This is a genomic window from Fusicatenibacter sp., from assembly GCF_977045365.1.
Window position 1 is genome coordinate 35,914 of sequence record NZ_CDRRUH010000016.1, and the last position, 13,833, is coordinate 49,746.

The window sequence follows — 13,833 nt, forward strand, 5'->3', positions numbered from 1 at the left end:
AATGCAGAATTGTGCCGCTCCGCCTTTTGGCGGAATTTTCTGCATTTTTTGGTACAAAACGTATAAAGATTGTGAAATAAATAATTATCAATTGAATCATCTTACAAAACATGGTAAAATATGGCTATCAATCGGCGGACAAAGCGGAAAAAAGAAAGGGGATTTTAAAACAATGGGTTACAAATCAGACATTGAAATTGCACAGGAATGTACCATGCAGCCGATCACAGCGATCGCAGAAAAAGCAGGTATTGATGACAAATATCTGGAGCAGTACGGAAAGTACAAAGCAAAAATTGATTACAACCTGTTAAAAGACACCAATGCGGAGGATGGAAAACTGATCCTCGTTACAGCCATCAACCCGACACCGGCAGGAGAAGGAAAAACAACAACTTCTGTAGGTCTGGTAGACGGACTTTCCAGAATCGGTAAAAAAGCAATGGTTGCACTTCGCGAGCCATCTCTTGGACCGGTCTTTGGTGTAAAAGGCGGAGCAGCAGGCGGCGGATACGCACAGGTTGTTCCAATGGAAGATATCAACCTTCACTTCACCGGTGACTTCCATGCAATCGGTGCAGCAAACAACCTGCTGGCAGCTATGATCGACAACCACATTTTCCAGGGAAACGCTCTGAATATCGATCCGAGAAAGATCACCTGGAAACGATGCGTAGATATGAATGACCGTCAGCTTCGAAGCGTTGTAGACGGCCTTGGCGGAAGAACAAACGGAATGCCGAGAGAAGACGGCTATGACATCACCGTAGCATCTGAGGTTATGGCAGTTCTGTGTCTGGCAAGCGACATCACAGATCTGAAAGAAAGACTTTCCAAGATCATCATCGGATATACCTACGGAAAAGTATCCGAGCAGAAACCGGTAACCGCAGGTGACCTGCACGCAGAAGGCGCTATGGCAGCACTCTTAAAAGATGCTCTGAAACCAAACCTGGTACAGACTCTGGAAGGAACTCCGGCTATCGTTCACGGCGGACCATTCGCAAACATCGCACACGGCTGCAACTCTGTAACAGCAACCAAAATGTGCCTGAAATTAGCAGATTACACTATCACAGAGGCAGGCTTCGGTGCTGACCTTGGTGCTGAGAAATTCCTCGACATCAAATGCCGTATGGCAGGCCTGAAACCGAATGCAGTTGTAGTCGTAGCAACTGTTCGTGCCCTGAAATACAACGGCGGCGTTCCGAAAGCAGAACTGAACGGCGAGAACCTGGAAGCTCTGGAGAAAGGTATGCCGAACCTTCTGAAACACGTAAGCAACATCACAAATGTATACAAACTGCCATGTGTCGTTGCCATCAACGCATTCCCGACCGATACCGAAGCAGAGCTGAAGCTGGTTGAGGAGAAATGCAAAGAGCTCGGTGTCAACGTTGTTCTGTCCGAGGTATGGGCAAAAGGCGGCGAGGGCGGCGTAGCCCTGGCAGAAGAAGTTGTCCGTCTTTGCGAGCAGCCGAACGATTTCACCTATGCATACGATCTGGAAGGCTCCATTGAAGAGAAACTGAACGCCATCGTTCAGAAGATCTACGGCGGAAGCAGAGTTGTCCTGACCGCAAATGCACAGAAACAGGCAAAACAGTTAGAGGCTCTCGGATTTGGCAACTGCCCGATCTGTATGGCAAAAACCCAGTACAGCCTGACCGATGATCAGACCAAACTCGGCGCACCGACCGGATTCGAAGTTACCGTACGTAACCTGAAAATCTCCGCAGGTGCAGGCTTCATCGTAGCCCTGACCGGTGACATCATGACCATGCCAGGTCTGCCGAAAGTTCCGGCAGCAGAACGTATCGATGTAGACGCTACTGGAAAGATTACAGGATTGTTCTAATAACACAGGATATTGTCTTGAAAAGACAGAATAAAGCGTGAAATAAAACACAGAAAAAAAGAGACATTCCTTCGTGAATGTCTCTTTTTTTACGTTTTTATTGCAAAATATTACAAAAGATAATATAATTTCTAATGATAACATGGAGAGAAAAGCAGATATAATATAGTAAGGGAGTTACTTGCCAATGACATCGAAGAAAAAATTGAGAAGTCTTCTGGGCGGTACACTTTTTATGGTGCTGATGCTCAGCGTACATCCGACGACTGTTTCCGCGAGTGCTGTGGGGAGCAGCACGGTGATGGACCAGTCTGTGGAGACAGAGGATCAGCAGAGCGGGATACAGAGTGAAACGCAGACACAGGCTTCACAGGACAGCGGTGCTGCTGTGCGGGCCAGTCAGAATGGCTGGGTTAAGGCAGGCGACAGCGGCTGGTATTTTTATGAGAACGGACAGCTGAAAACAGGATGGCTTTACCGGAATGGAAACTGGTACTGGCTGGATCCGGACCGGAACGGCCGCATGGCAGAAAACAGCTGGTTCACATACGATAATAATTTTTATTATGCCAAGGGAGACGGAGCAATCTATAAAAATGGTTTTCAGGAAGTAGATGGAAACCTTTATTATTTCCAGAGCTGGGGCGGCATTCAGAGAAATGTGTATCTCAGCATCAGCGGAAAAATGTATTATGTACAGGAAAATGGTATCGTTGCCCGTGGAATAGTCAGAACAATGAATGGACATGGTGATCTCTGCGCATTTGATGATACTACGGGAGCGCAGATCACACAAAAAGGCTGGCTGAAAAAAGGCACATCATATTATTGGGTAAGAGAAGACGGCGTCCTGCAGACCGGCTGGCTGCTGTACGATGATAACTGGTACTGGTTTGATGATAATGGTGTCATGATGGCATCCGGCTGGAAAGAAATCAACAATAATCTGTATTACTTCCAGAGCTGGGGCGGCATTTATAAAAACGGTTTCCAGAGCATCGGAGGAAACGAGTATTATTTCCGGAGCTGGGGTGGTGTATATCGAAACACCTTCTTTACCGTAAAAGGGAAAACCTACATAGCGCAGAATGACGGATCGATCTATCATGCCAGCCAGACCGGCTGGGTTCAGCTGGGAGATCAGACTTACTGGATCAATCAGGATGGTTCTGTTCAGACCGGCTGGCTGAAGCTGGAAGGCAAATGGTACTGGCTGAAAGCGGACGGCACACGTGCTGCATCTGAATGGATCACGTATGACAACAACCGATACTATTTTGACGGTGACGGTGTGATGTACACCGGAATGAAAGAGGTTGACGGAACAAGATATTATTTCCGAAGCTGGGGCGGCGTTTACCATAACGAATCTTTTACCTGGCAGGGAAAGAAATACTGGGCAAAGGATGACGGAACCTTCTATACAGGTGTCTGCGATATCAATGGAAAGAAATACTATTTTCTGGAAGACGGCGAGCAGATTACAAAAGAGGGCTGGTATCTGACCAACGGAACGTATTACTGGATCAACAAGGATACGTCGCTTCAGACCGGCTGGGTGAAATATGACAACAACTGGTACTGGATGAAAGAAGACGGTACGATGGCATCGTCTGAATGGATCACCTACGACAAAAACCGCTACTATTTCCGAAGCTGGGGCGGCATGTACACCGGAATTCATACCATCGGCGGAACAAAATACGCATTCCAGAGCTGGGGCGGTCTGTACCATGATCAGACATTTACCATCGGCGGTAAAACATACTATGCCAATTCAGATGGAACATTTGCCACCGGCTGGGTGCAGAACGGCGGAAAAACGTATTATTTCGATGAGGACGGCACAAGCCATACGGGCTGGCTGCTTCTGGACGGAACGCATTACTGGATCAACGCCAATGGAACCAGAAGAGATGACGAGCTGTTTCAGTACGACGGAAACTATTATTATGTAGACAAAAACGGCGTTATGGCGACAAGCGGCTGGGTATACTGGGATTATAACTATTATTATCCGAGAAGCTGGGGCGGCATGTACAAGAATGCGTTTATTACCTATGATAATAACCTCTATTACCTTGGATCTGACTCGAAAATGGCAATCGGCTGGCAGTCGATTGGCGGAAATACATACTATTTCCGAAACTGGGGCGGCATGATAACCGGAAAACAGGTGATCGACGGAAAAACGTATGTGTTCGATGAGGACGGCAAGCTGGTACAGAGTCCGGACGGATTTGAACCGTCCGCGCAGATCGGTGTCCGCACCGTACGGAACTTTCTGAAAAATGCACTGCTTCCGCTTGGAAACACCCTGTATATCTGGGGAGGCGGCCACACAGACGCAGAGGCAGAGAGTTACGGCGTCAATGCGCAGTGGAAACAATTCTTCAATACACAGAATTCCACCTACAACTATTCCGATCATCTGTATGAGTACGGAAAAGGTCTTGACTGTTCCGGCTACGTTGGATGGACCGCACATCAGGTGACGAAAGAGTATGCAACGACAACCTCTACTGGAATGCCGGCCTACTTTGCAAGAAAAGGCTGGGGAACCTGCGTGACAGGCGATACATCCCAGAAATTTACGCCGGGTGATGTGGTCAGCAAGAGCGGTCATGTCTGGATTGTCATTGGCCAGTGCTCGGACGGCAGCGTGGTTGTCATTCATGCGACACCGCCGTATATTCAGCTTGGCGGAACCGTTTCTTCAACAGGAAGCATTAACAGTGAAGCTATTGAGCTGGCAAATGAATACATGAAAATGTATTATCCGGTTGCGTATGAGCGGTATGGTGTAAAAGTTCTTGACCGGTCCTATCTGACCGGTGTGAATCATTTCACCTGGAGCAGCAGTATCTTAAGTGACAGTGAAGGCTACCGCAGGAAGAAACCGGCAGAAATCCTGAACGATCTGTTCCAGTAAAATATCTTCTATAAAAAATAAGAGAGAATACAAAAAAACTTTGTAGTTCGTGTATTCTCTCTTTCTTTTTGCGCTGGAATTGTCTATACTAGAAGGTGCGTGAAAGACGCAGATCAGAAATACAAAAGAAAAAATCTGGAAAATAAAAATACAAGGGGAGTAAACATGCGAAAGAGCTGGAAATGGGCGCTCTGTCTTGGCGCAGTGTCGTTGCTGCTGCTGGGCGGCTGCGGAAAAGAAAAGACGGAACCAGTGGATCTGGTGCTGGTAACCGACGGCAGTGAGGTAGCTTCCGATGCCGTGTATCAGTCAGCATGGAACGGTCTTGCGCAGTATGGAGACGAGAGCGGTCTGAAATATGAAGCAAGTGTTCCGGCAGGACGGACAACAGAGGACTATGAAAACACCATCAAAGAGGCGGCGCAGAAGGGAGCATCCGTTATCGTCTGTGCCGGAACGAGCATGAGCCGCGCCGTTTACGATGCACAGCGCGACTGGAAGGATGTCCGTTTTCTGCTGCTGGAGGCAGAACCGGTCAGTGAGAGCGGCCGCAGCCGTCTCCGCGGAAATACAGAAAGCCTGGAAATTGATGTATCAGAGGCCGGCTACCTGGCAGGATATGCGGCAGTACAGGCCGGCTACACGCACCTGGGCTATATCGGACAGAAAAACGAAGAGAACGGAACAAAGTACGGGACAGGTTATGCACTCGGTGCAGAGACGGCCGCTGCGGATCTGGGACTTGGAGAAAACAGCATCACGCTGGATTATACGTATCGGAAAAGCAGCAGCGTATCACCGTCGTATTTGGAAAAAATCAAAAGCTGGTATGGTGAGGGCGGACAGATTCTCTTCTCGGACGGTGCATCGTATCAGAATGTACTTGGCGCAGCAGCATCTGCGGCAGGCGGAGCACTGATCGCAAACGGCGGCGTGGAGGAGTACGCCAATGCCGTGTTGAAAGTACGTCTGGATTATGGAACTGCAGTTTACAATGCGTTAAAAGAAATGAAACAAAAGGATTTTGAAGGCGGGAAAATTGTAACGCGCGGCGTGACCGATCAGGAAATCAGTCTGGAATGGAATCAGGATGCGGTGCCGTACTTTACAGAGGATCAGTACCGGGCACTCTGTGCGAAATTCTCCGCAGAGGACTTTTCAATCCCTGACGGCGATGCGCTTTCCTCGCCGGATCAATACAAATTGAGTTGTGTGAGTGTACAGAAGGTAAAATAACATGTATCGTTACTGTTCACGAATTGTTTACAAAAAGTCGGGATATTTTTCCTTGCATCCATTTGTGAATTGTGATATTATGTAAAAGAATTGGGAAAAATATTTCAAAATTGTTACAGAATAATTGAATTTCTAAGAAACAGGGAAACCTGAAACAAAGAAACCTACATACAACGAATCAATTTGGGAGTGAAAGAATGAGAAAAAAATTTCTTGCCTTAAGTTTAGCAGTGATCGTAAGTGCAGCTCAGGTAATGACAGTAAGCGCCTCGAAACAGGAGCAGTTACAGCAGCAGCAGGCAGCACAGGCAGAGACCAGCGCACAGCTTGACAACGCAAAAGCAGAAATCGACGATCTGGAAACCAAAAAGAATCAGATTACCGGCGAGATTGATGACCTGGACGCACAGCTTGTCGTAACCATGGCATCCGTGGAAAATCTGAAAAATGAAATTGCAGAGAAACAGACAGAAATTGAAACAACACAGGAAAAACTGGCACAGTCCCAGGCTGAAGAGGACGAGCAGTACGAGCTGATGAAAAAACGAATCCAGTTCCTCTATGAGAGCGGCGGAGACAACGGCTGGGCAGCACTTCTTCTGGAGGGAAAAGATTTAAGCAGCATTCTCAACCAGGCTGAGTACACCCAGAAATTATACAAATACGACAGAGAGTGCCTGCAGGAGTACATGGATCTTGTACAGCAGGTAACAGACTACAGCAATCAGCTTGCAGATGAAAAAGCAGATCTCGAAGCTAGTGAGGCAGAGCAGGAAGCACAGCAGCAGTCCCTTGAGGCAATGCTTGAGCAGAAAAAAGCCGTTTCCGATGACTACGAAAACCAGATCGCAGACCTGAACGACATGGCTGCACAGTACAACGCAGTACTGGCAGAGCAGAACGCAAAGATCCAGCAGATCCAGGAGGAGATTGCAGCCGAAGAGGCAGCAAGAAAAGCCGAAGAGGCCCGTCAGGCAGCAGAAGCAGCCGAGGCAGCCCGCCAGGCAGAAGCAGCAAGACAGGCAGCAGCAGAAGCAGCCGCAAGCAGTGCTGCAAATAATACAACAACGGCAGACAACACACCGTCCAGCACAGGAAGCTCCACCACGACAACAACACCGTCTAACGGAGGAAGCTCTTACGATGATTCTTCGTCCAGCGATACCAGCAGCTCGGATGATTCCAGCAGCTCCAGCAGCACCGGAAGTGCAACAGGAAGCGCCATCGTATCCTATGCAACCCAGTTCATCGGCAACCCGTACGTATGGGGCGGCACAAGCCTTACCAACGGAGCTGACTGCTCCGGCTTTATCATGAGCGTTTACGCACACTTCGGATACGACCTTCCGCATTCCTCCAGTGCACTGCGTGGTGTAGGACGCGGTGTATCTTATGCAGAGGCTCAGCCGGGCGATATTATCTGCTACAGCGGCCACGTAGCCATCTACATCGGCGGCGGTGCAATCGTACACGCAAGCAATGAGCGCGACGGTATCAAGATCAGCAGCAACGCAGCGTATACCACGATTCTTGCGGTAAGACGTGTGGTTTAAAAAAGAATTACATAGTAAGAATTTTCAGATCCCGGGAAATAAAAAATCCCGGGATCTTTTTTCGTATTTTGCGGAAAAGCGGGTGCATCTGCGTTAAAACTGTGCTATACTAAAGCACATCGGAGATACAAGGGCGTATTGACCAGAAGAAGGTTAATGCGCCTTTTTTGCGGGAAACGAGCCAGAGTCTGTGCTTACACGAGACATCGGCGATTGCCATGAAAGCCGCAGACCTCCCGTTCGGGAAAGCGTTGTATGCAGTGTTCGTGTACGGAACCTTTCAGCTCGCCAATGTCGCGGTTTTTGTCCAGCATGCGAAATCCTTTGAAAGGCCGGAGGACGCCGGAAAAAGTATGGCTCTCGGCACGGTGTTAAATGCACTGATGATGATTATGGTCGTTCTCGGAATTATGACCGTATATCAGAATCCGGAAATGAGCCGGCAGAGCGTCCCGACGCTCTTTATGGTTCAGCAGGGCGTCGGCAGTAAATTTATGACACCGCTGATTTCTGTTCTGATCATCCTAGGTGCCGTATCCACAGCTGTCAACATGGTTGCCGCCATGGTCAAACGAATCCACGACGGCCTCGCCAAGAGAAGGGGAAATACCGAAACCCCAGGCAAAATTACCCGCACCCAGATTCTCGCCGCGCTTGTCTGCTGTATCGCGGATTTCCTTATCGCACAGTTTGGCCTGCTGACGCTGATCCAGAAGGCGTACAGCATCCTGGCATACCTGGCAATCCCGGTCATCTTGGTGCCGTACGTGGTGCACATGGCGGTGACGCGGTTTGATACGAAAAAATAGAAAAGAACAATAAAAAATTTGTAACAAAAATTTACACCGCAGAAAGAGCGATTTGCTTCTGGAGAATGGAAGTATTTTGCAGACAGCAGAAAAAAGAAGATTCATGCAGAGCAGACGTGAGTCATAAAGAAATGACATGCGTCTGCCTTTTTTCTGTGCGTCTGGCAGAGTATGTGTCGGTGACAAAGCAGAAAACAGGAACTCTTCTTTGGGACTCGATTGTGCCGTCAAAATATGGTATACTGCAAAAAGGATCAAAAAGCGGATATTGATATTTCACGGGAGGGGAAGAAGATGAAAAATGCACCGGCTTATGTGAAGGTTTACAGCAGACTGAAAAACGAGATCAATAAGGGAACATATCCTGTCGGGGGATTTCTGCCGAAGGAGTGTGAACTGGAGAAAATCTATCAGGTCAGCCGTACTACGGTACGGAATGCAGTAAAGATGCTGGTGCAGGAGGGACTGGTTGAGGTTCGCCAGGGTTCTGGAACGAGGGTGCTGAATCATAAGGCAATTCAGAATTATAACAAGGTCACATCGGTCACGGAATCCCTGATGAAAAAAGGATATCGGGTAACGACGTCAGATATGATGATCGACATCATTTTGGCGGACAAACAGCTCGCCGATGAGCTGGAAATTCCGGAGGGAACCAGCGTGGCGAGAATTCAGCGGCTGCAGCTTGCGGATGAAGAGCCTGTTACGCTGATGGAAAATTATATCGAATATGCGAAAGTCCCTGGCATCGAGGCGTATGAGAATCAGTTTGTAGCGCTGTATCAGTTTCTGGAGGAGAAATTCGGCTTGCAGATTGATGAGACACGAGACAGAATTTCAGCGAAATCCGCGACCTTTATGGAAGCCCAGGTTCTGAAAACGGAGCCGAAGGATGCGCTTCTTGTGGTGCACAGAGTCACCTACTGGCAGAACCGGCCGGTGAGCATTGATCATGTGCGGATCATCGGAAGCAAGTACGAGGTGGAGATTTCGGGAAAAGGACGGAGTAAATGAGCGATGAGACAGAAGAACAGAAGAAACTGATGCGGCAGATTGATATCAGCTGTGTACAGGCATTTCATACCATGGATGAAATTGATGCGATGGTGGAGCTGGCAAAGAAATATCGTCTGGCTGCTGTGTTTACCCTGCCGGCGTTCAGTGCCCATGTGGCAGAGCGGCTGCAGGATACCAGGGAAATTCATGCGGGAGGTGTGGTAAGCTTTCCGGGCGGCGGAGATACGATCGGACAGAAGAAGCGGCAGGCAAAAGAACTGTGGGAGGCTGGCTGCCGGGAAATCGACATGGTGATGAATCTTACGGCATTCAGAAGCCACGAATTTTCTTATGTAAAAGAAGAACTTCTGGCCATCCGGGAGCAGGTGCCTTCGGCGATTTTTAAGGTGATCATCGAGGCGCCGCAGCTGACGGAGCAGGAAATCTGCCAGGCAGTGGACCTGTGTGTGAAAGGCCGTGCGGATTATGTAAAGACGAGCACCGGATGGTATCCCGGCTGTCCTTCCACCGTGGAGCAGGTTCGAATCATGAGCCGTGAAGCCGCCGGCCGCATTCAGATCAAGGCCGCCGGTGGAATCCGCAGTCTGGAAACTATACGGGAAATGCAGAAAGCCGGCTGCAGCCGTTTTGGTATGGGAATGCGGTCGGTACAGAATGTGATAAAAAGTATCTATAAGTAATCTATTGTGCAAAAGCTATAAAAAAGTCACGGAATATTCTACAGTATTCCGTGACTTTTCTGTTGAATTAGTAACCTATTAGTGATATATTCGAACCATAGGAATCGATAAATCATTAACAATCTGAAAGGAGAGCAAAAGATATGAAAGGTTATGCAATGCTGAAAATCGGTGAATCCGGATGGATCGAGAAAGAACGCCCGAAATGCGGGCCGATGGATGCCATTTGCCGTCCGCTGGCAGTTGCCATCTGCACATCAGATGTCCACACTTTATGGGAAGGAGCCATCGGTGACCGCCATAACATGATTCTGGGCCATGAGTGCTGTGCAGAGGTTGTGGAAGTCGGAGAGCTCGTAAAAGATTTCAAACCGGGAGACCGGGTTCTTGTGCCGGCCATCACTCCGGACTGGAATTCTCTGGAAGCACAGGCTGGTTATTCTATGCACTCCGGCGGAATGCTGGCAGGCTGGAAATTCTCCAACTTCAAAGATGGTGTCTTTTCTGAATTCTTTCATGTAAATGATGCCGATGGAAACCTTGCGCTGCTTCCGAAAAACATCAATGTTGTTGACGCGTGCATGCTTTCCGATATGGTGCCGACCGGATTCCACGGCGTAGAGCTTGCCGATGTACAGTTTGGTGATACAGTTCTTGTCATCGGAATCGGACCAGTTGGTCTGATGTCGGTAGCCGGAACGAATATGCGCGGCGCATCGAGAATCATTGCTGTCGGAACGAGACCGGTCTGCGTAGAAGCAGCAAAAAAATACGGCGCAACGGATTTTGTCAGCTACAAGAACGGACCGATTTTCCAGCAGGTACTCGATATGACAGATGGAAAAGGTGTTGATAAAGTAGTCATCGCCGGCGGTGGTGTAGAAACCTTTGCAGAAGCAGTAAAATGCCTGAAACCGGGTGGAAAGATCGGAAATGTAAACTATCTTGGATCCGGTGACAACATTGATATTCCGCGTGTAGAGTGGGGCGTTGGAATGGGTCACAAACAGATTAACGGAGGCCTGATGCCTGGCGGAAGACTCCGCATGGAAAAACTGGGAGCTCTTGTTTCGGCAGGCAAGCTGGATGTCAGCCCGCTGTCCACGCATGTGTTTGATGGATGGGATCATCTGGAAGAAGCATTGTTCCTGATGAGAGATAAACCGAAGGATTTAATCAAACCAGTCGTTAAATTTGCTGACTGATGATTTGACCATTTGACTGAAAAAGGAAATGTATGAAAATATTGATCGTATCCGGCTTTTTGGGCGCGGGAAAAACAACATTTATCAAACGGCTGGCCAGAAACGTCGATCAGCGGTTTGCCATACTGGAAAATGAATATGGAACCGCAGGAATCGACGGCGCACGTCTTGGCCAGAATCAGCAGGGAACGCAGAAAAATGTATGGGAAATGACAGAGCAGTGCATCTGCTGCACCGGAAAAAAAGATTTTGCAGCATCCGTGCTGACCATTGCCAATGTGGTAGACCCGGAATACCTGATCGTAGAACCGACAGGCGTCGGAAGCCTTGCTCAGATTATAGAAAATCTGCGTCAGATCGAGTACGAGAGAATTCAGCTTCTCTCGCCGGTCACTATTGTGGATGTTTACAGTTACCGCCGCTATATGGCGGAATATCCCGAGCTGTATCAGGATCAGATCCGAAGCGCGGATACGATCATTGTTTCCAAAACAGAAGCATGCCAGGCGGAAGAAAAACAGCGCATCCGGGAATTTCTGCAGGAAATTAACCCGCAGGCAAAAATCATCACGGATTATGCATCCACGATGACACGGGAAGATTACCAGAGCCTGCTGCTGGGCGGCCGGTATGAGAAAGAAGTACAGGATACGCAGAGCGGCGAAAAGATGCCGGAGACCTTCTCCTTCGAAAATATCCGAATGGAGGCACCGGAAACCCTGTGGTGTTTTCTGGAACAGATCATTCGCGGAGCGTTTGGAAATATCATCCGTGCAAAAGGACAGTTCGCAGCCGGAGACCAGTTTCTCCAATTTGATGTCGCCGATCACCGCTACAGCATCACTGGCACAGAACAGAAAAACGCCGGCCAGGCTGTGTTTATCGGAAACGATATGAACGAAGATGCGATCCTGCAGTATTTTAAGAGATGCGCCGGAAACCAGAAAATGAAATATGCTGCCCGTCATGCATCATAAAGTAAATAGGAAAAAGAGATTGCGGAGTCCTGCCAAAACAGGGTTTCGCAATTTTGGTTTTTACAGAAAGATTCAACTGAAAAACGAAGGATAGGCAAAAACGAAAAATTACGCTAAAATAAACATACAAGTATTCCAAATAAAACAGAAGAAAAATCAGGGGGATCTGATATGGAGGAACAGAAAAGAAGACGGGAAAGAAAATCGGCGGCATACTGGTTGAGCAAAAGCTCGATTTTATATCCGATCTGTATCTTGTATGTGATGTATGTGAAACAGGTTGAGGTATATATTACAGAATGTTCCGTCCATATTTCATCGGGGACAATGCTTTTTGCCTATGCGCTGTGCCTGATTTTGTGGCTGGCCTCACCCATTCGAAGCTACTGCGCAGATGGAACTGCAAATGAAGTTTTATTCTATGCATTTCCGCCGAGCATACTGATGCTGTTTTTATTTGCCCAATATTCACTGAAAATTGTGTTGTTTCTTGCAGTGCTGGATGGGATATTTCTTGTTACGGTTTTAAGAGATTTACATAGAAAAAAACGAAAATATTCTCCGAAAAAATTCTGGAGATTAAAAAGAAGTGACATAAACGCATTTCTGTTTGTTTCGGTATGCGTGTGCATGGTGCCGACGTGTATGATACTATATCAGAAGTTTGAATCTCCGTCCGGAGCGGCAGAACTTTACGAACGAGAAAAGGACTATAACCTTGTTCAGAATCAGGAGACCATTTTTTGGGAAAATAAAGAATTTCTGCTGAGCTTAAAAGAGAGCGAGTGGAGTCAGAAAACGCTGAAAGAAAGAACAAGTGATGCACAGAGGATGATTCAGATTGAAACAAAACGGCTTGGAATTCCCGAAATTCCGCTGCGGATGAAAGAGATAGAGTCATTGAATTGCATTGCGCTGTATACAAACGCAAACGAACAGAAAGAAATCTGGTACGATCCAGGGTATTTAAGCTCACAGACGGCAGAAGAATTTTTTACAACGATTTGTGAAGAATGTTATCATGGAATGGAACATTATTTGATCGAGCATATGGACTGGAGTTCGGAAATTGCAAATACGGTTTATTTTGATGAAATGAGGAAGTGGAAGATCAATATAGATCATTACGTATCTGGAGATAAAGAGGGCGAATCCTTTGAAACATATCATTCGCAGCCTCTGGAAGCCTCTGCAAAAAAGTATGCCAGTTCGGAAACGGAAGCACTGATTCATTTTATTGCTGTGTATGGCAATAAATAATTTCTTTTTGACGGAACCCAACACAAAGCTTGGCCGGATACGGCACATGATTGTCCGATACTTCGCATCGGAGTGATGCATGAACAGCCTGTTTCAGAAAGAGAAAATCTATCGAAATGGGAGCTTTTCTCTTTCTGAAACAGGCTGCCCCTGCACCACAAAATCACCGTCATCTCCATTTATAGCAATCCCCGAAAATAATGCAAAAAATTCAGCACCGCAGAGCGTGAATTACTGCGTCACAGATTTTCGTCGTACCCCGGTACGCCTTCAAATCTGTTCCTTGCAATTCGCGCTCTGCAGCAC

At 47.6% G+C, this 13,833-nt stretch carries 11 protein-coding genes; all 11 read left to right on the plus strand.

Translation table 11 applies throughout. The annotated features are described in order from the left end of the window. Positions 1 to 172 precede the first annotated feature (172 nt). A complete protein-coding gene (locus tag ACY2VW_RS05605) occupies positions 173 to 1,858 on the plus strand; it encodes a formate--tetrahydrofolate ligase (protein ID WP_022461681.1) in 1,686 nt (561 codons plus the stop codon). 187 nt (positions 1,859 to 2,045) lie between these two features. Next, positions 2,046 to 4,790 carry an N-acetylmuramoyl-L-alanine amidase family protein gene (locus ACY2VW_RS05610; RefSeq protein ID WP_461877358.1) on the plus strand — a complete coding sequence of 915 codons (2,745 nt, stop codon included), beginning with the start codon at positions 2,046 to 2,048 and terminating at the stop codon, positions 4,788 to 4,790. Between the two features lie 165 nt (positions 4,791 to 4,955). After that, positions 4,956 to 6,026 (plus strand): BMP family lipoprotein, encoded by a 1,071-nt coding sequence (locus ACY2VW_RS05615; RefSeq protein WP_461877359.1) that lies wholly within the window; start codon positions 4,956 to 4,958, stop codon positions 6,024 to 6,026. 197 nt (positions 6,027 to 6,223) lie between these two features. Further along, positions 6,224 to 7,579 (plus strand): C40 family peptidase, encoded by a 1,356-nt coding sequence (locus tag ACY2VW_RS05620; RefSeq protein WP_117510092.1) that lies wholly within the window; start codon positions 6,224 to 6,226, stop codon positions 7,577 to 7,579. A 167-nt stretch (positions 7,580 to 7,746) separates the two neighbouring features. Beyond that, positions 7,747 to 8,388, plus strand: coding sequence for a hypothetical protein (locus tag ACY2VW_RS05625; protein WP_461877360.1), 642 nt, complete (start codon positions 7,747 to 7,749; stop codon positions 8,386 to 8,388). Positions 8,389 to 8,682: 294 nt separating this feature from the next. Next, the gene (locus tag ACY2VW_RS05630) at positions 8,683 to 9,402 is read left to right on the plus strand and encodes a GntR family transcriptional regulator (protein WP_461874627.1); all 720 of its coding nucleotides are present in this window, start codon (positions 8,683 to 8,685) and stop codon (positions 9,400 to 9,402) included. Further along, positions 9,399 to 10,085: a deoxyribose-phosphate aldolase gene (gene deoC / locus ACY2VW_RS05635; protein WP_461877361.1), complete on the plus strand. Its 687-nt coding sequence runs from the start codon at positions 9,399 to 9,401 to the stop codon at positions 10,083 to 10,085. Before ACY2VW_RS05630 ends, deoC begins: the two co-directional genes overlap by 4 nt. Before the next feature lie 143 nt (positions 10,086 to 10,228). Beyond that, on the plus strand, positions 10,229 to 11,290 hold the full coding sequence (locus ACY2VW_RS05640; RefSeq protein WP_461877362.1) for an NAD(P)-dependent alcohol dehydrogenase: 1,062 nt from the start codon (positions 10,229 to 10,231) through the stop codon (positions 11,288 to 11,290). A gap of 32 nt (positions 11,291 to 11,322) precedes the next feature. Continuing rightward, entirely contained in the window at positions 11,323 to 12,267 is a 945-nt protein-coding gene (locus ACY2VW_RS05645; protein WP_461877363.1) for a CobW family GTP-binding protein, read from the plus strand. Between the two features lie 171 nt (positions 12,268 to 12,438). Continuing rightward, positions 12,439 to 13,527, plus strand: coding sequence for a hypothetical protein (locus tag ACY2VW_RS05650; protein WP_461877365.1), 1,089 nt, complete (start codon positions 12,439 to 12,441; stop codon positions 13,525 to 13,527). 79 nt (positions 13,528 to 13,606) lie between these two features. Next, on the plus strand, positions 13,607 to 13,833 hold a 227-nt coding region (locus tag ACY2VW_RS05655), incomplete at its 3' end, for a hypothetical protein (protein WP_461877366.1).